15 protein-coding genes are annotated in these 18,659 nt (G+C 69.0%); 1 reads left to right on the forward strand and 14 read right to left on the reverse strand.

Annotated features, from left to right (window positions below):
• Positions 1–38 precede the first annotated feature (38 nt).
• The gene (recQ, locus tag ACFYW9_RS06515; RefSeq protein ID WP_389145791.1) at positions 39–2,045 is read right to left on the reverse strand and encodes a DNA helicase RecQ; all 2,007 of its coding nucleotides are present in this window, start codon (positions 2,043–2,045) and stop codon (positions 39–41) included.
• 290 nt (positions 2,046–2,335) lie between these two features.
• Between recQ and ACFYW9_RS06520 the strand changes: the two genes are divergently transcribed.
• Positions 2,336–2,998, forward strand: a complete 663-nt coding sequence (locus tag ACFYW9_RS06520) for a hypothetical protein (RefSeq protein WP_389145527.1) — start codon at positions 2,336–2,338, stop codon at positions 2,996–2,998.
• Between the two features lie 61 nt (positions 2,999–3,059).
• On the opposite strand, the gene nuoN is transcribed toward ACFYW9_RS06520, so the two are convergent.
• From nuoN to ACFYW9_RS06585, 13 genes are read right to left on the reverse strand one after another with little or no spacing between them, the layout of a single operon-like run.
• Entirely contained in the window at positions 3,060–4,718 is a 1,659-nt protein-coding gene (gene nuoN / locus ACFYW9_RS06525) for an NADH-quinone oxidoreductase subunit NuoN (protein ID WP_389145530.1), read from the reverse strand.
• Positions 4,715–6,286 carry an NADH-quinone oxidoreductase subunit M gene (locus ACFYW9_RS06530; protein ID WP_389145533.1) on the reverse strand — a complete coding sequence of 524 codons (1,572 nt, stop codon included), beginning with the start codon at positions 6,284–6,286 and terminating at the stop codon, positions 4,715–4,717. The genes nuoN and ACFYW9_RS06530 overlap by 4 nt, the downstream gene beginning before the upstream one ends.
• A 5-nt stretch (positions 6,287–6,291) precedes the next feature.
• Positions 6,292–8,205, reverse strand: coding sequence for an NADH-quinone oxidoreductase subunit L (nuoL, locus tag ACFYW9_RS06535; RefSeq protein ID WP_351863113.1), 1,914 nt, complete (start codon positions 8,203–8,205; stop codon positions 6,292–6,294).
• 14 nt (positions 8,206–8,219) lie between these two features.
• Complete coding sequence (nuoK, locus tag ACFYW9_RS06540) at positions 8,220–8,519, reverse strand: NADH-quinone oxidoreductase subunit NuoK (RefSeq protein WP_103548331.1); 300 nt, start codon at positions 8,517–8,519, stop codon at positions 8,220–8,222.
• On the reverse strand, positions 8,516–9,334 hold the full coding sequence (locus tag ACFYW9_RS06545) for an NADH-quinone oxidoreductase subunit J (RefSeq protein WP_389145536.1): 819 nt from the start codon (positions 9,332–9,334) through the stop codon (positions 8,516–8,518). Before ACFYW9_RS06545 ends, nuoK begins: the two co-directional genes overlap by 4 nt.
• Entirely contained in the window at positions 9,331–9,960 is a 630-nt protein-coding gene (gene nuoI, locus ACFYW9_RS06550) for an NADH-quinone oxidoreductase subunit NuoI (protein WP_351863109.1), read from the reverse strand. Before nuoI ends, ACFYW9_RS06545 begins: the two co-directional genes overlap by 4 nt.
• A complete protein-coding gene (gene nuoH / locus ACFYW9_RS06555; protein ID WP_328670824.1) occupies positions 9,953–11,332 on the reverse strand; it encodes an NADH-quinone oxidoreductase subunit NuoH in 1,380 nt (459 codons plus the stop codon). The genes nuoI and nuoH overlap by 8 nt, the downstream gene beginning before the upstream one ends.
• The gene (locus ACFYW9_RS06560) at positions 11,329–13,833 is read right to left on the reverse strand and encodes an NADH-quinone oxidoreductase subunit G (protein WP_389145541.1); all 2,505 of its coding nucleotides are present in this window, start codon (positions 13,831–13,833) and stop codon (positions 11,329–11,331) included. Before ACFYW9_RS06560 ends, nuoH begins: the two co-directional genes overlap by 4 nt.
• Positions 13,830–15,182, reverse strand: coding sequence for an NADH-quinone oxidoreductase subunit NuoF (nuoF, locus tag ACFYW9_RS06565; protein WP_351863103.1), 1,353 nt, complete (start codon positions 15,180–15,182; stop codon positions 13,830–13,832). Before nuoF ends, ACFYW9_RS06560 begins: the two co-directional genes overlap by 4 nt.
• Positions 15,179–16,021: an NADH-quinone oxidoreductase subunit NuoE gene (gene nuoE / locus ACFYW9_RS06570; RefSeq protein WP_351863101.1), complete on the reverse strand. Its 843-nt coding sequence runs from the start codon at positions 16,019–16,021 to the stop codon at positions 15,179–15,181. The genes nuoF and nuoE overlap by 4 nt, the downstream gene beginning before the upstream one ends.
• Complete coding sequence (locus ACFYW9_RS06575) at positions 16,018–17,358, reverse strand: NADH-quinone oxidoreductase subunit D (protein WP_351863100.1); 1,341 nt, start codon at positions 17,356–17,358, stop codon at positions 16,018–16,020. The genes nuoE and ACFYW9_RS06575 overlap by 4 nt, the downstream gene beginning before the upstream one ends.
• Entirely contained in the window at positions 17,355–18,095 is a 741-nt protein-coding gene (locus tag ACFYW9_RS06580) for an NADH-quinone oxidoreductase subunit C (RefSeq protein ID WP_326786163.1), read from the reverse strand. The genes ACFYW9_RS06575 and ACFYW9_RS06580 overlap by 4 nt, the downstream gene beginning before the upstream one ends.
• A complete protein-coding gene (locus ACFYW9_RS06585; protein WP_003998928.1) occupies positions 18,092–18,646 on the reverse strand; it encodes an NADH-quinone oxidoreductase subunit B family protein in 555 nt (184 codons plus the stop codon). Before ACFYW9_RS06585 ends, ACFYW9_RS06580 begins: the two co-directional genes overlap by 4 nt.
• Positions 18,647–18,659 lie beyond the last annotated feature (13 nt).

Raw genomic sequence — 18,659 nt, forward strand, 5'->3', positions numbered from 1 at the left:
AGCGTCCCCCCTGTCCCCGGTCCTCTGCGTCGGGCCGACTACATCCAGTCCTCGGGCTCCGGCTCCTGGTCCAGCTCGGGCCAGTCCGGGTCCGGTGCCGCGGCCGCCGCACCCGGCGCCGCCTCGGGTCTGCCGCCGTCCCCCGGGGCAGCGGGCGTGCCGTCGGCGAGCGAGGCGAGCACCCCGATGACACCCTCCCCGTAGGTCGCCAGCTTCTTCTCGCCCACTCCGCTGATACCGCCCAGCTCCTTCACGGAGGTGGGCCACACCGTGGCGATCTCCCGCAACGTGGCGTCGTGGAAGATGACGTACGCCGGGACTCCCTGTTCCCGCGCCTGCTCCGCCCGCCAGGCGCGCAGTGCCTCGAACGCGGGAACGAGCTCCGCGGGCAGTTCGGCCACCGCCGCCTTGGCCTTGCGCTCACCCTTGGGTGCCGACGACCGGGACGTGACCGGCTTCGGCGCCTCCTTGCGCAGCAGCACGTCGCGCTCGCGCCGCAGCACGGTCCCGCTCGCGTCGGTCAGCACCAGCGTGCCGTACTCACCCTCGACCGCGATCAGCCCCTGGGCCAGCAACTGCCGTACGACACCGCGCCATTCGGACTCCGCCAGCTCCGCGCCGATACCGAAGACGGACAGCTGGTCATGGTCGAACTGGATCACCTTGGCGGTCTTGCGCCCCAGCAGGATGTCGACGATCTGGCCCGCGCCGAACTTCTGGCCCCGCTCGCGCTGGAGGCGCACCACCGTGGACAGCAGCTTCTGTGCCGCGACCGTGCCGTCCCAGGTCTCCGGAGGCGTCAGACAGGTGTCGCAGTTGCCGCAGTCCGGTGTGTCGGGGTCCTGGCCGAAGTAGGCCAGGAGCTGGGAGCGCCGGCACCGGACCGTCTCGCACAGGGCGAGCATCGAGTCCAGATGGGCGGTGGCCCGGCGTCTGAAGGCCGCGTCACCCTCCGAGCCCTGGATCATCTTGTTCAGCTGGACCACGTCCTGGAGGCCGTACGCCATCCACGCTGTGGAGGACAGTCCGTCACGGCCGGCGCGGCCCGTCTCCTGGTAGTAGCCCTCGACCGACTTCGGCAGGTCCAGGTGGGCGACGAAGCGGACGTCCGGCTTGTCGATGCCCATGCCGAAGGCGATCGTGGCGACCACCACGAGGCCCTCCTCCCGGAGGAAGCGGGACTGGTGCGCGGCACGGGTTCCCGAGTCCAGGCCCGCGTGATACGGCACCGCCTCGATGCCGTTGCGGGCGAGGAACTCGGCGGTCTTCTCCACGGAGTTGCGCGAGAGGCAGTACACGATGCCCGCGTCGCCCGCGTGCTCCTCGCGCAGGAAGGACAGCAGCTGCTTCTTCGGGTCGGCCTTGGGAACGATCCGGTACTGGATGTTGGGGCGGTCGAAGCTCGCCTCGAAATGACGGGCCGCGGGCATGCCCAGGCGCTGGGTGATCTCCTTGTGCGTCGCCCGTGTGGCGGTGGCCGTCAGCGCGATGCGCGGGACGTCCGGCCAGCGTTCGCCGAGCAGCGAGAGCGCCAGATAGTCGGGACGGAAGTCGTGGCCCCACTGGGCCACACAGTGTGCCTCGTCGATCGCGAAGACCGAGATCTTCCCGCGGGACAGCAGGTCCAGCGTGCTGTCGAGACGCAGCCGCTCGGGGGCCAGGTAGATGAGGTCGAGCTCGCCGGCCAGGAACTCCGCCTCGACCACGCGCCGCTCGTCGAAGTCCTGCGTGGAGTTCATGAACCCGGCGCGCACGCCCAGTGCCCGCAGCGCGTCCACCTGGTCCTGCATGAGCGCGATGAGCGGGGAGACCACGACGCCCGTACCCGGTCTGACCAGGGAGGGGATCTGATAGCAGAGGGACTTTCCGCCACCGGTCGGCATCAGGACGACGGCGTCACCGCCCGCCACCACGTGCTCGATGATCGCTTCCTGCTCGCCGCGGAAGGCGTCGTACCCGAAGACCCGGTGGAGAGCGGCCAGTGCCTCGCTCCCGCCCAGCGTCTCCGTCGCGTCCGCTTCGGTCATCACACCCGTCCCGCCCATCGTTTCGTCCCCCGTACGTCGCGCCTCGACCACTGCGTCCACGATAGGGGTCCGCGCCGACAGTCCGAGAGTTGTCCACAGGCTGCGAGGGACCGGCTTCCCTACGTATCGGCGCTTGTCCCGTCTCACTCCGCCGCACGGCGCGCCCCGACGGGGTTCAACCCGTTGGCCCCGCTTGCATGGCGGCGCTTCGGGACCGAGGGCCATGCTGCTCGGGCGGGAGGAGGGGGCCCGCAGCCGACGGCCCCGTGCAGTCCGTACGCCTCTCTCGTTTCCCTAGGAGTCCTCGCATGTCCAAGCGTCCCCTCCGGACCGCCATCACCCTCGTGACAGCCGCCGCCGCGTCGCTCGCCCTGTCCGCCGGCCCCGCCCCGGCCGCGGACCGCCCGGTCGACCCGAAAGTGTTGCGGGATCTGGTCAAGGCGTACCTGGCCAGCGTGAAGTACCTCGACGAGAAGGTCGCCCTCGCCGACGGATACGTGCCCCGCCGGTGCTCCTCGGACCCCGCGGGGCACGGCAGCATGGGCTACCACTACTTCAACGAGTCCCGCTACGGCTCACTCGATCCGGCGAAGCCCTCGGCTCTCCTGTTCGAGGACGGCAAGGACGGAAAGCGCAGGCTCGCCGGGGTCGAGTGGATCGTCCTGGACTCGGACCAGAACCTGAAGACCAGCAAGGACCGGCCGTCGATGTTCGGCGGCCAGAAGTTCGAGGGTCCGATGCCGGGTCACTACCCCGGTATGCCGGTCCACTACGACCTGCACGTCTGGCTGTGGAAGCAGAACCCCAACGGGCTGTTCGACCGCTGGAACCCCAGGGTGAAGTGCCCGGCCGCCCCGTCGCACACCGGCAAGTCCGACATGCCCCACACCGGCAAGTCGGGCACCGCCCACACCGGTTCGTCCGGCACGGCCCACACCGGCTCCGCGGGCACGGCCCACACCGCCCACTGAGAACGGCTCGGGCCCCGCTCCCCCCGAAAGGGAGCGGGGCCCGAGCCTCGCGAGGAACCGCTCAGCGCACGAAGACCCCGGCCTGGCTCGCCAGGTTCAGGAAGTACTGCGGCGCCACACCGAGCACCAGCGTGACGGCCACACCCACCGCGATCGCCGTCGTCGTCAGCGGCGACGGCACGGCGACCGTCGGCCCCTCCGGCTTCGGCTCGCTGAAGAACATCAGCACGATCACGCGGATGTAGAAGAACGCCGCGATCGCCGACGAGATCACACCGACCACGACCAGCGCGCCCGCGCCGCCCTCGGCAGCCGCCTTGAACACGGCGAACTTCCCGGCGAATCCCGAGGTGAGCGGGATACCCGCGAAGGCCAGCAGGAAGACCGCGAACACCGCGGCCACCAGTGGGGACCTGCGTCCGAGACCGGCCCACTTGGACAGGTGCGTCGCCTCGCCGCCCGCGTCCCGTACGAGCGTGACGACGGCGAAGGCGCCGATCGTGACGAAGGAGTACGCGCCCAGGTAGAAGAGGACCGACGAGACACCGTCCGGCGAGGTCGCGATGACACCCGCGAGGATGAATCCGGCGTGCGCGATCGACGAGTACGCCAGGAGCCGCTTGATGTCGGTCTGGGTGATCGCGACGATCGCGCCGCCCAGCATGGTGACGATCGCCACGGCCCACATGACCGGCCGCCAGTCCCAGCGCATACCCGGCAGGACGACGTACAGCAGGCGCAGCAGCGCGCCGAACGCCGCCACCTTCGTCGCCGCCGCCATGAAGCCGGTGACCGGGGTCGGCGCGCCCTGGTAGACGTCGGGCGTCCACATGTGGAAGGGCACCGCGCCGACCTTGAAGAGCAGGCCCATGACGACCAGGGCCATCCCCATGAGCAGCAGCACGTCGTTGCCCATGGTGCCGGCGAGGGCCGGGTCCACGTTCGTGACCGCGCCGTCGACGACGTGCGCGATCGTCGCGTACGACACCGAGCCGGCGTAGCCGTACAGCAGGGCGATGCCGAAGAGCGTGAACGCGGAGGCGAAGGCGCCGAGCAGGAAGTACTTGACCGCCGCCTCCTGCGACATGAGCCGCTTGCGGCGGGCCACGGCGCACAGGAGGTACAGGGGCAGGGAGAAGACCTCCAGCGCGACGAACAGCGTCAGCAGGTCGTTGGCCGCGGGGAAGACGAGCATGCCGCCGATCGCGAAGAGCAGCAGCGGGAACACCTCGGTGGTGGTGAACCCGGCCTTCACAGCGGCTTTCTCGCTGTCGCTGCCGGGCACCGACGCGGCCTGCGCGGCGAACGCGTCGACCCGGTTCCCGTGCGCCTCGGGGTCGAGGCGCCGCTCGGCGAAGGTGAAGACGCCGAGGATCCCGGCGAGCAGGATCGTGCCCTGGAGGAACAGGGCCGGTCCGTCGACCGCGACCGCGCCCATCGCCGCGATGTGCGCCTTCGTGGTTCCGTATCCGCCCGCCGCGAGCGCGACGACCGCGGAGAAGGCCGCGGCCAGCGCGACGACGGCGACGAACACCTGCGCGTAGTAACGCGACTTGCGCGGCACGAAGGCCTCGATCAGAACCCCGACGACCGCCGCACCGAGGACGATCAGGACGGGCGACAATTGCCCATATTCGATCTTAGGTGCATCGATCTTGGAGATCGGCTCGGCCGCGGTCGCGGCTGTTGTCCACAGGCTGTGGACGGCTGATGCGCTCACTTGGCCGCCTCCACCTCGGGCTGGGGGTCCGTCTTGTGTACATCTGACATGGTCTGCTGTACCGCCGGGTTGACGATGTCGGTGAGCGGCTTCGGGTAGACGCCCAGGAAGATCAGCAGAGCGATCAGCGGGGCGACGACCAGGAGCTCGCGCACCCTGAGGTCCGGCATCTCGGCCACCGACGCCTTGACCGGGCCCGTCATCGTCCGCTGGTAGAGGACGAGGGTGTAGAGCGCGGCGAGGACGATGCCGAAGGTGGCGATGATGCCGACCACCGGGTAACGGGTGAACGTGCCCACCAGGACCAGGAATTCGCTCACGAAGGGCGCGAGACCCGGGAGCGACAGCGTCGCGAGGCCGCCGATCAGGAAGGTGCCCGCGAGCACCGGGGCGACCTTCTGCACCCCTCCGTAGTCGGCGATGAGACGCGAGCCGCGCCGCGAGATCAGGAAGCCGGCCACCAGCATCAGGGCGGCGGTCGAGATCCCGTGGTTGACCATGTAGAGCGTCGCGCCGGACTGCCCCTGCGTGGTCATCGCGAAGATGCCCAGGATGATGAATCCGAAGTGCGAGATCGACGCGTAGGCGACCAGCCGCTTGATGTCCCGCTGTCCGACCGCGACCAGCGCCCCGTAGACGATGCTGACCAGCGCCAGTACGAGGATCGCGGGTGTCGCCCACTTGCTCGCCTCCGGGAAGAGCTGGAGGCAGAAGCGGAGCATCGCGAAGGTGCCGACCTTGTCGACGACCGCCGTGATCAGCACGGCGACCGGCGCGGTGGCCTCGCCCATGGCGTTGGGCAGCCAGGTGTGCAGCGGCCACAGGGGCGCCTTCACCGCGAACGCGAAGAAGAAGCCGAGGAAGAGCCACCGCTCGGTGCTGGTCGCCATGTGCAGCGAGCCGTCGGCCCGCGCCTGGACGATCTCCTGGAGCGAGAAGCTTCCGGCGACCACGTAGAGGCCGATCACGGCGGCCAGCATGATCAGGCCGCCGACCAGGTTGTAGAGGAGGAACTTCACCGCGGCGTACGAGCGTTGTGTCGCCGCCGCCTTGTCGCCGTGCTCGTGGGCACGGTCCCCGAAGCCGCCGATGAGGAAGTACATCGGGATCAGCATGGCTTCGAAGAAGATGTAGAAGAGGAAGACGTCGGTGGCCTCGAAGGAGATGATCACCATCGCCTCGACGGCCAGGATCAGGGCGAAGAAGCCCTGGGTGGGACGCCAGCGCCTGCTTCCGGTCTCCATCGGGTCGGCGTCGTGCCAGCCCGCCAGGATCACGAACGGCATCAACAGCGCGGTGAGCGCGACGAGCGCCACTCCGATGCCGTCCACGCCCAGTTGGTAGCGCACCCCGAAGTCCGGGATCCAGGCGTGGGATTCGGTGAGCTGGTAGCGGTCGCCGCCGGGGTCGAAACGCACCAGGGTGACCGCGGCGAGCGCCAGCGTGCCGAGGGAGACCAGCAGCGCCAGCCACTTGGCCGCGACGCGCTGCGCGGCCGGCACGGCGGCCGTGGCGATCGCCCCGAGGGCCGGGAGCACCGCCGTCGCTGTCAGCAGGGGAAAGGACATCGGTATCAGACCGCCCTCATCAGCAGGGTCGCGGCGACGAGGATCGCCGCACCGCCGAACATCGAGACCGCGTAACTGCGCGCATAGCCGTTCTGCAGCTTGCGCAGCCGCCCGGAGAGGCCGCCCACGGAGGCCGCCGTCCCGTTGACGACTCCGTCGACCAGGGTGTGGTCGACGTACACCAGGGAGCGGGTGAGGTGCTCACCGCCGCGTACCAGCACGACGTGGTTGAAGTCGTCCTGGTACAGGTCGCGCCGGGCGGCGCGGGTGAGCAGCGAGCCGCGCGGGGCGACCACCGGGACGGAGCTGCGTCCGTACTGGAGGTAGGCGATGCCGGCGCCGACGACGAGCAGCACCATGGTGGCCGCGGTGACCGTGAGGGCGCTCACGGGCGAGTCGCCCTCCGAGTGCCCGGTGACCGGCTCCAGCCAGTGCAGGAAGCGGTCGCCGATGCTGAAGAAGCCACCCGCGAACACCGAGCCGAAGGCCAGCACGATCATCGGGATCGTCATGGACCTGGGCGACTCGTGCGGGTGCGGCTCGTGGCCCTCCGCGTCGGGCTGCCAGCGCTTCTCGCCGAAGAAGGTCATGATCATCACGCGCGTCATGTAGTACGCGGTGATCGCCGCGCCCAGCAGGGTCACGCTGCCGAGGATCCAGCCCTCGGTGCCGCCCTTGGCGAAGGCCGCCTCGATGATCTTGTCCTTGGAGAAGAAGCCGGACAGGCCCGGGAAGCCGATGATCGCGAGATAGCCGAGGCCGAAGGTCACGAACGTGATCGGCATGTACTTCCTGAGGCCGCCGAACTTCCTCATGTCGACCTCGTCGTTCATGCCGTGCATGACCGAACCGGCGCCGAGGAAGAGACCGGCCTTGAAGAAGCCGTGCGTCACCAGGTGCATGATCGCGAAGACGTAGCCGATGGGGCCGAGGCCCGCCGCCAGCACCATGTAGCCGATCTGCGACATGGTCGAGCCGGCGAGCGCCTTCTTGATGTCGTCCTTCGCGCAACCGACGATCGCACCGAACAGGAGCGTGACCCCGCCCACGACGGTGACGACGAGCTGGGCGTCGGGTGCCGCGTTGAAGATGGCGGCCGAGCGCACGATCAGATACACGCCCGCGGTCACCATGGTGGCGGCGTGGATGAGTGCCGAGACCGGGGTCGGGCCCTCCATCGCGTCCCCGAGCCAGGACTGCAGCGGCACCTGGGCCGACTTGCCGCAGGCCGCGAGCAGCAGCATCAGCCCGATGGCCGTGAGCTTGCCCTCGGTGGCGTCCCCGGCGATCCCGGGGTGTCCCTCGGTGCCCAGCAGCGGCCCGAAGGCGAAGGTCCCGAAGGTCGTGAACATCAGCATGATGGCGATGGACAGGCCCATGTCGCCGACACGGTTGACCAGGAAGGCCTTCTTGGCGGCGGTGGCCGCGCTGGGCTTGTGCTGCCAGAAACCGATCAGCAGGTACGAGGCGAGACCGACGCCTTCCCAGCCGACGTACAGCAACAGGTAGTTGTCGGCGAGGACGAGCAGCAGCATCGCCGCCAGGAACAGGTTCAGATAGCCGAAGAAGCGGCGGCGGCGCTCGTCGTGCTCCATGTACCCGATCGAGTACAGGTGGATCAGCGAGCCGACGCCGGTGATCAGCAGGACGAACGTCATCGACAACTGGTCGAGCTGGAAGCCGACGTCCGCCCGGAAGTTCCCGACGGCGATCCAGCTGAACAGATGCTGGGTGAACGTCCGGTCCTCCGGACTCTTCCCCAGCATGTCGGCGAAGAGCACGACGGCGACCACGAAGGAGGCGGCCGCGAGCACGGTGCCGATCCACTGGCCGACGGCGTCCAGCCGCCGTCCGCCGCACAGCAGTACGGCCGCTCCGAGCAGAGGCGCCGCGATGAGCAGCGCAATCAGGTTCTCCACGATTCAGCGACCCCTTACAGCTTCATCAGGCTGGCGTCGTCGACCGAGGCCGAGTGGCGGGAACGGAACAGCGACACGATGATCGCGAGCCCGACCACGACCTCCGCGGCGGCGACGACCATCGTGAAGAAGGCGATGATCTGGCCGTCGAGATTGCCGTGCATCCGGGAGAAGACGACGAAGGCGAGGTTGCAGGCGTTGAGCATGAGCTCGATGCACATGAACACCACGATCGCGTTCCGTCTGATCAGGACACCGGTGGCGCCGATCGTGAACAACAGAGCGGAGAGGTAGAGGTAGTTGACCGGATTCACTTGGACGCCTCCTCCGGCTTCGTACGCTCCAGGCGCTCCTCGGCACGCTGCTCCAGCGCCTTCAGGTCCTTCAGCGCGTCGGCCGACACGTCACGGATCTGCCCGCGGTCGCGCAGCGTCTTGCTGACGGTCAGCTCGGACGGAGTGCCGTCGGGGAGCAGGCCCGCGATGTCCACCGCGTTGTGCCGGGCGTAGACACCCGGAGCCGGCAGCGGCGGGATGTGCTTGCCCTCGCGCACCCGCTGCTCGGACAGCTCGCGCTGGGTCCTGGCGCGCTCGGTGCGCTCGCGGTGGGTGAGCACCATGGCGCCGATGGTGGCCGTGATGAGCAGGGCGCCGGTGATCTCGAAGGCGAACACGTACTTCGTGAAGATGAGGGCGGCGAGGCCCTCCACGTTGCCGTTCGCGTTGGCCTTCGACAAGCCGTCGAAGTCCTGGACGGACGCGTTGCCGATACCGGCGAACAGCAGGATGCCGAAGCCGAGTCCGCAGAGCAGGGCCAGCCAGCGCTGCCCCTTGATGGTCTCCTTCAGCGAGTCCGCCGCGGTGACACCGACGAGCATGACGACGAAGAGGAACAGCATCATGATCGCGCCGGTGTAGACGACGACCTGGACGATGCCCAGGAAGTAGGCGCCGTTGGCGAGGTAGAACACCGCCAGGACGATCATGGTTCCGGCGAGGCACAGCGCGCTGTGCACGGCCTTGCGCATGAAGACGGTGCACAGGGCGCCGATCACCGCGACGGTGCCGAGAACCCAGAACTGGACGGCTTCTCCGGTGGAGGTGGAGTACGCGGCCAGGTTGGCGGTCATGCCTCCGCCCCCTCTCCGGCGGGCCCGCCCGACGGACTCGCCGAGGGGTGCAACTCGCCCTTGGAGACGGCCACCTGACGCTCGGTGCCGGGTGCCGCCTCGGTGACCAGGCCTCGGTAGTAGTCCTGCTCGTCCGTGCCCGGGAAGATCGAGTGCGGTGTGTCGACCATGCCTTCCTGGAGTCCGGCGAGCAGCTGCTCCTTGGTGTAGATCAGGTTGGCGCGGCTGCTGTCCGCGAGCTCGAACTCGTTCGTCATCGTCAGCGCGCGCGTGGGGCACGCCTCGATGCACAGGCCGCACAGGATGCAGCGGGCGTAGTTGATCTGGTAGACGCGGCCGTAGCGCTCACCCGGGGAGTAGCGCTCCTCCTCGGTGTTGTCCGCGCCCTCCACATAGATGGCGTCCGCGGGACAGGCCCAGGCGCACAGCTCGCAGCCCACGCACTTCTCCAGGCCGTCCGGATGGCGGTTGAGCTGGTGCCGGCCGTGGAACCGCGGTGCGGTGGTCTTCTGCTCTTCCGGGTACTGCTCGGTCAGCCGCTTCTTGAACATGGCCTTGAAGGTCACGCCGAAACCGGCGACGGGGTTCTGGAAACCAGGCTTGGTCTCCTTCGGCTCCTCAGCCATCGGACCCCTCCTTTCCGTCACGAGATCCGGTGACCGGTCCATCACTCGCAGTATCGGACCCGCCACTGACAATCAGCTCCCGCTCGCGGCGCGGACGGCGCCGCGGTACCGGCGGCAGCTCCTGGCCGGGCAGCGGGGGCACGGGGAATCCGCCGGCCATCGGGTCGAAAGCGGCGGGCTCGGCGGGCGTCTCCTGGCCCTCCTGGCCCTGCTTGTCGCGGAAGATGTCCGCCACGAACGACAGCAGCAGCAGGACGAGGACGCCTCCGCCGACGTACAGGGCGATGTCCGCGAAGTCGTAGTTCTCGTTGCGCAGCGTCCGTACCGTCGCGACGAGCATCAGCCAGACCACGGAGACCGGGATGAGCACCTTCCAGCCGAGCTTCATCAGCTGGTCGTAGCGGACGCGCGGCAGCGTGCCGCGCAGCCAGATGAAGAAGAACAGCAGGAGCTGCACCTTCACCACGAACCAGAGCATCGGCCACCAGCCGTGGTTGGCGCCCTCCCAGAAGCTGCTGATCGGCCAGGGCGCACGCCACCCGCCCAGGAAGAGCGTCGTCGACACGGCCGAGACCGTCACCATGTTCACGTACTCGGCGAGCATGAACAGCGCGAACTTGATCGACGAGTACTCGGTGTTGAAGCCGCCGACGAGGTCGCCCTCGGACTCCGGCATGTCGAAGGGGGCCCGGTTGGTCTCGCCGATCATCGTCACGATGTAGATGAGGAACGAGACCGGCAGCAGGACGATGTACCAGCGGTCCTGCTGCTGCTCGACGATCGTCGACGTCGACATCGACCCGGAGTAGAGGAACACCGAGGCGAACGCGGCACCCATGGCGATCTCGTAGGAGATCATCTGGGCGCAGGAGCGCAGACCGCCCAGCAGCGGATAGGTGGATCCGGAGCTCCAGCCGGCGAGCACGATCCCGTAGATGCCCACCGAGGCCACCGCGAGGATGTAGAGCATCGCGATCGGCAGGTCGGTGAGCTGCATCGTGGTGCGCTGCCCGAAGATCGAGATCTCGTTGTCCGCGGGCCCGAAGGGGATCACCGCGATCGCCATGAAGGCCGGGATGGCCGCGACGATCGGCGCGAGGACGTAGACCACCTTGTCCGCGCGCTTGACGATCAGGTCCTCTTTGAGCATCAGCTTCACACCGTCGGCGAGCGACTGGAGCATGCCCCAGGGCCCGTGCCGGTTGGGGCCGATGCGCAGCTGCATCCAGGCGACGACCTTGCGCTCCCACACGATGGAGAAGAGCACGGTCACCATCAGGAAGGCGAAGCAGAACACCGCCTTGATGACGACCAGCCACCAGGGGTCGTGGCCGAACATCGAGAGGTCTTCAGCGGCGAGGTACGGCGTCATGCCTCCACCTCCTTGGGGGCCTCGGCGGCGATCGTCGCCGGGCCGATGCGGACGAGTGCGCCGGGCAGCGCCCCGGTGTCGGAGGCGACGCCCCCTCCGGTCGAGTTCAGCGGGAGCCAGACCACGCGGTCGGGCATCTCGGTGACCTGCAGCGGGAGTTCGACCGCTCCGGCCGGACCGGTCACGGCGATGACATCGCCGTTCTTGACGCCCGCCTCGGCGGCGGTGGCGGCCGACACGCGCGCGTGTGCGGCGTGCCGGGTTCCGGCGAGCGCTTCGTCGCCCTCCTGGAGGCGCCCCTGGTCGAGCAGCATCCGGTGCCCGGCCAGTACGGCCTCCCCCGCGGCGGGACGGGGCATCTGCACCCCGGTCTCCCGGGGTTCGGCGGCCCGCGACCCGTCCCAGGCGCCGAGCCGGTCGAGTTCCCCGCGCGTGGTGCGCAGGTCCGGCAGCCCGAGGTGGACGTCCATGGCGTCGGCCAGCATCTGCAGGACGCGCGCGTCGGCGGGCGCGAGGCGCCGGGTCATCTGGTCGGGCTTGAGGGCGGCCTCGAAGGAGCGGACCCGGCCTTCCCAGTTCAGGAAGCTTCCGGCCTTCTCCGTGACCGCGGCGACCGGGAGGACGACGTCCGCGTGCTCGGTGACCTCGCTGGGCCGCAGTTCGAGCGACACCAGGAAGCCCACCTCGGACAGGGCCGCACGCGCGCGCGTGGGGTCGGGAAGGTCGGCGACCTCCACACCCGCCACCACCAGGGCCCGCAGTTCGCCGCCGACGGCGGCTTCCACGATCTGGCCGGTGTCACGGCCGTAGCGGTGCGGGAGTTCGGAGACGCCCCATGCGGCCGCGACCTCGTCCCGCGCGCGCGGGTCGGTGGCCGGGCGTCCGCCCGGCAGCAGCGACGGAAGCGCGCCGGCCTCGATCGCACCGCGTTCCCCGGCCCGGCGCGGGATCCACACCAGTCGGGCGCCGGTGGCGGTGGCGGTCCGCACGGCGGCGGTCAGCCCTCCCGCCACGGCGGCCAGCCGCTCACCGACGACGATCACGGCACCCTCGGCGCGCAGCGCCTCGGCGGCCCTGGCGCCGTCGCCCTCCAGACCGACGCCGCTCGCGAGCGCGTCCAGCCACTCGGTCTCGGTGCCGGGCGCGGCCGGCAGCAGCGTGCCGCCCGCCTTCTCCAGTCCGCGGGTGGCGTGCGTGGCGAGGGAGAACGTCTTCTGTCCGTGCCCGCGCCACGCCTTGCGCAGCCGCAGGAAGACGCCGGGCGCCTCCTCCTCCGACTCGAAGCCCGCGAGCAGGACGGCGGGCGCCTTCTCCAGGACGGTGTACGTGACGCCCGTGCCGTCGAGATCCCGGCCGCGTCCGGCGACCCGGGCGGCCAGGAAGTCGGCCTCCTCGGAGCTGTGCACGCGCGCGCGGAAGTCGATGTCGTTCGTGTCGAGGGCCACGCGCGCGAACTTGCTGTACGCGTAGGCGTCCTCGACGGTGAGCCGTCCGCCGGTGAGGACACCGGCCCGCCCGCGGGCCGCCGTCAGCCCCTGCGCGGCGGCCTCCAGGGCCTCCGGCCAGGAAGCGGGCTCGAGGACGCCCTCGGCGTTGCGCACCAGGGGGGTGTCGAGGCGGTCGCGCTGCTGCGCGTACCGGAACCCGAACCGGCCCTTGTCGCAGACCCATTCCTCGTTGACCTCGGGATCTGGCGCGGCGAGACGCCGCATGACCTTGCCGCGCCGGTGGTCGGTGCGCGTCGCGCAGCCGCCGGAGCAGTGCTCGCACACGGAGTGCGAGGAGATGAGGTCGAAGGGGCGCGAGCGGAAGCGGTACGCCGCCGACGTGAGCGCGCCCACCGGGCAGATCTGGATCGTGTTGCCGGAGAAGTACGACTCGAACGGGTCGCCGTCACCGGTGCCGACCTGCTGGAGCGCGCCCCGTTCGACCAGCTCGATCATGGGGTCGCCCGCGATCTGGTTGGAGAAGCGGGTGCAGCGCGCGCACAGCACGCACCGCTCGCGGTCGAGCAGCACCTGTGTGGAGATCGGGACCGGCTTCTCGTAGGTCCGCTTCTTGCCCTCGAACCGGGACTCGGCGTTGCCGTGCGACATCGCCTGGTTCTGCAGGGGGCACTCGCCTCCCTTGTCGCAGACCGGGCAGTCCAGCGGATGGTTGATGAGCAGCAGCTCCATCACACCGTGCTGCGCCTTCTCGGCCACCTGAGAGGTGAGGTGAGTCTTGACGACCATCCCGTCCGTACAGGTGATCGTGCAGGACGCCATGGGCTTGCGCTGGCCCTCGACCTCGACGATGCACTGGCGGCAGGCGCCGGCCGGGTCGAGGAGCGGGTGGTCGCAGAAGCGGGGGATCTCGATGCCGAGTTGTTCGGCGGCCCGGATGACCAGGGTGCCCTTGGGCACGCTCATCTCGACGCCGTCGATCGTCAGCGAGACGAGATCCTCCGGCGGGACCGCCGCTTCCCCGCCTCCGGAGGGAGCGCTGGTGGTCACTGTCATGCGTTCACCTCCGTGTGCTTGTCCGCCCAGACCGTGGAGCGGGCGGGGTCGAAGGGGCAGCCGCGGCCCGTGATGTGCTGCTCGTACTCCTCACGGAAGTACTTGAGCGAGGAGAAGATCGGCGAGGCGGCACCGTCGCCGAGGGCGCAGAAGGACTTGCCGTTGATGTTGTCGGCGATGTCGTTGAGTTTGTCGAGGTCGGACATGACGCCCTTGCCGGCCTCGATGTCGCGCAGCAACTGGACGAGCCAGTACGTGCCTTCACGGCACGGCGTGCACTTGCCGCAGGACTCGTGGGCGTAGAACTCGGTCCAGCGGGTGACGGCGCGGACGACGCAGGTCGTCTCGTCGAAGCACTGGAGTGCTTTCGTGCCGAGCATGGAACCCGCGGCGCCCACTCCTTCGTAGTCGAGAGGGACGTCGAGATGCTCGTCGGTGAACATCGGGGTCGAGGAGCCGCCCGGCGTCCAGAACTTCAGCCGGTGACCGGGGCGCATCCCGCCGCTCATGTCGAGGAGTTGGCGCAGCGTGATGCCGAGCGGTGCCTCGTACTGGCCGGGGCTGGCGACGTGGCCGCTGAGCGAGTAGAGCGTGAAGCCCGGGGACTTCTCGCTTCCCATCGACCTGAACCATTCCTTGCCGTTTTGGAGAATTGCGGGAACTGACGCGATCGACTCGACGTTATTTACAACAGTTGGACACGCATAGAGGCCCGCGACGGCAGGGAAAGGGGGACGGAGCCGCGGTTGACCACGGCGGCCTTCGAGCGAGTCGAGCAGCGCGGTCTCCTCACCGCAGATGTACGCGCCGGCGCCCGCGTGCACGGTGAGCTGGAGGTCGAGTCCGCTGCCCAGGATGTTCTCGCCGAGGTAGCCCGCCGCGTAGGCCTCACGTACGGCCTCGTGCAACCGCCGCAATACGGGGACGACTTCACCGCGGAGATAGATGAAGGCATGCGAAGACCGGATGGCATAGCACGCGATCACAATGCCCTCGATGAGGCTGTGCGGGTTCGCGAAGAGGAGCGGGATGTCCTTGCAGGTCCCCGGCTCCGATTCGTCGGCGTTGACAACTAGATAGTGAGGTTTGCCGTCTCCCTGGGGAATGAACTGCCATTTCATTCCGGTCGGGAATCCCGCACCGCCCCGGCCCCGCAGACCGGAGTCCTTGACGTACGCGATCAGGTCGTCCGGTGACATGGCGAGCGCCTTGCGCAGGCCCTCGTACCCCTCGTGCCTCCGGTAGACGTCCAGCGACCAGGACCTGTCCTCGTCCCAGAAGGCCGACAGCACGGGTGCGAGCAGCTTTTCGGGACTCGTCTCGTTGATCTCTGCTGCCAAGGTCATCACTCCCCCTCCTCTGCCACAGGACCCGCCGGGTGGGACGGGTCGGAGGCCGACGTGTCCTGCGGCGCGTCGTGCGAGCTGGGGTGCTCGGCGGGCCGCTGGTTCTGAGGCGCTCCTCCGCCTCGCGGATGCACCACGCGCGCGGGGGCGCTCTCCCCCTTGGCCAGGCGCAGCCCCACCAGGGACGCGTGGCCCGCGCTGCCGCCGGCCTCCACCGCGCCCTCGCGCTCGTCGGGGAAGCCCGCCAGGATCCGGGCGGTGTCCTTGAACGTGCACAGACGGGCGCCGCGGGTCGGGTCGACGTCCACGCCCGCGCGCAGGTCGTCGACGAGCCGCTTGGCCGAGTCCACGGTCTGGTTGTCGAAGAACTCCCAGTTGACCATCACGACCGGCGCGAAGTCGCAGGCCGCGTTGCACTCGATGTGCTCCAGGGTGACCTTGCCGTCCCCGGTGGTCTCCCCGTTGCCGACGCCCAGGTGGTCCTGGAGGGCCTCGAAGATGGCGTCGCCGCCCATGACGGCACACAGGGTGTTGGTGCAGACACCCACCTGGTAGTCACCGCTCGGCTTGCGCCGGTACATCGAGTAGAAGGTCGCGACGGCGGCGACCTCGGCCGTCGTCAGGCCCAGTACCTCCGCGCAGAACCGCTGTCCCGTGCGCGTGACGTGGCCCTCCTGCGACTGCACGAGATGCAGCAACGGAAGGAGCGCCGAGCGGGAGTCGGGGTAGCGGGCGATGATCTCGCGCGCGTCCGCCTCCAGCCGGGCCCGGACGTCGGCCGGGTAGTCGGGCGCGGGCAGTTGGGGCATGCCCAGGCTGACGCCCTCGGGAGTGGTGGTCACCGGTCGACGCCTCCCATCACGGGGTCGATGGACGCGACGGCGACGATGACGTCGGCGACCTGGCCGCCTTCGCACATCGCCGCCATGGCCTGCAGGTTGGTGAAGGACGGGTCCCGGAAGTGGACCCGGTAGGGGCGGGTGCCTCCGTCGGAGACGATGTGCACCCCGAGCTCGCCCTTGGGCGACTCGATCGCCGTGTACGCCTGTCCCGGCGGCACGCGGAAACCCTCGGTGACCAGCTTGAAGTGGTGGATCAGGGCCTCCATGGAGGTGCCCATGATCTTCTTGATGTGGTCGAGCGAGTTGCCGAGACCGTCGGGGCCGAGCGCGAGCTGGGCGGGCCAGGCGATCTTCTTGTCGGCGACCATGACCGGGCCGGGCTGGAGCCGGTCCAGGCACTGCTCGATGATCCGCAGCGACTGGCGCATCTCCTCCAGGCGGATCAGGAAGCGCCCGTAGGAGTCGCAGGTGTCGGCGGTCGGGACCTCGAAGTCGTAGGTCTCGTAGCCGCAGTACGGCTGGGACTTGCGCAGGTCGTGCGGCAGGCCGGCCGACCGCAGGATCGGGCCGGTGGCGCCGAGGGCCATGCAGCCGGCCAGGTCGAGATAGCCGACGTCCTGCATGCGGGCCTTGAAGATGGGGTTCCCGGTGGCGAGCTTGTCGTACTCGGGAAGGTTCTTCGTCATCTTCTTCACGAACTCGCGGATCTGGTCCACCGCGCCCGGGGGCAGGTCCTGGGCGAGTCCGCCGGGGCGGATGAACGCGTGGTTCATCCGCAGGCCCGTGATCAGCTCGTAGATGTCGAGGATGAGCTCACGGTCACGGAATCCGTAGATCATGATCGTGGTGGCGCCCAGCTCCATGCCTCCGGTGGCGATGCACACCAAATGGGAGGAGAGTCGGTTCAGCTCCATGAGGAGCACGCGGATGATCGAGGCGCGGTCGGGGATCTGGTCGGTGATCCCGAGGAGCTTCTCGACGCCGAGACAGTAGGCCGTCTCGTTGAAGAACGGCGTCAGGTAGTCCATGCGCGTCACGAACGTGGTGCCCTGGGTCCACGTGCGGAACTCGAGGTTCTTCTCGATGCCGGTGTGGAGGTAGCCGATGCCGCAGCGGGCCTCGGTGACCGTCTCGCCGTCGATCTCCAGGATGAGCCGGAGCACGCCGTGGGTGGACGGGTGCTGCGGGCCCATGTTGACGATGATGCGCTCGTCGTCGGACTTGGCCGCCGACTGGGCGATCTCGTCCCAGTCGCCGCCGGTGACCGTATATACGGTGCCCTCGGTCGTCTCGCGGGGCGATGCGGCCGATGCCCCGGAAGGGGTCTGCGTGCTCATGAGTACGACCTCCGCTGGTCCGGAGCCGGGATCTGGGCGCCCTTGTACTCGACGGGAATGCCGCCGAGGGGATAGTCCTTGCGCTGCGGGAAGCCCTGCCAGTCGTCCGGCATCATGATCCGCGTCAGCGCGGGGTGGCCGTCGAAGATCAGGCCGAAGAAGTCGTACGTCTCGCGCTCGTGCCAGTCGTTCGTCGGGTACACGGTGACGAGCGAGGGGACGTGCGGGTCCGCGTCCGGGGCGCTGACCTCCAGCCGGATCAGCCGGTTGTGGGTGATCGAGCGCAGGTGGTAGACGGCGTGCAGCTCGCGGCCCTTGTCCTGCGGGTGGTGGACGCCGGAGACGCCGGTGCACAGTTCGAACCGGAGGGCCGGGTCGTCGCGCAGGGTCTGGGCGACGGGGAGCAGGTACTCGCGTTCGACGTGGAAGGTGATCTCGTCGCGGTCGACGACCGTCTTGTCGATGACGTTCTCGGGGACGAGTCCCTGTTCCTCCAGAGCGCCCTCCAGCTCGTCGGCCACCTCGTCGAACCAGCCGCCGTAGGGGCGGGTGGCCGCGCCGGGCAGCCGGATCGAGCGGACCAGGCCGCCGTAGCCGGAGGTGTCGCCGCCGTTGTCGGCGCCGAACATGCCGCGCTGGACGCGGATCTCCTCGCCCTGGTCGCCCCGCTGGCCGGGAAGGTTGGAGGCGCTCAGGTCCTTCTCAGGGTTGACCCCGTTGCCGTTCGCGTCGCTCACCGCAGCAGGCCCTTCATCTCGATGGTGGGAAGCGCCTTGAGCGCCGCTTCCTCCGCCTCGCGGGCCGCCTCCTCGGCGTTCACGCCGAGCTTGGAGGTCTGGATCTTCTGGTGGAGCTTGAGAATCGCGTCCATCAGCATCTCGGGCCGCGGCGGACATCCGGGCAAATAGATGTCGACCGGGACGATGTGGTCAACTCCCTGCACGATGGCGTAGTTGTTGAACATTCCGCCCGATGACGCACAAACCCCCATGGAGATGACCCACTTGGGGTTGGGCATCTGGTCGTAGACCTGCCGCAGCACCGGCGCCATCTTCTGGCTCACCCGGCCGGCCACGATCATCAGGTCGGCCTGGCGGGGCGACCCGCGGAAGACCTCCATACCGAAGCGCGCCAGGTCGTAACGCCCGGCGCCGGTCGTCATCATCTCGATGGCACAGCAGGCGAGTCCGAATGTCGCGGGGAAGACGGACGCCTTGCGCACCCAGCCCGCGGCCTGCTCGACGGTCGTCAGCAGGAATCCGCTCGGCAGCTTTTCTTCGAGTCCCATGCTTAAAGGCCCC

The sequence above is a fragment of the Streptomyces sp. NPDC002698 genome (assembly GCF_042888945.1).
Classification (GTDB): Bacteria; Actinomycetota; Actinomycetes; order Streptomycetales; family Streptomycetaceae; genus Streptomyces.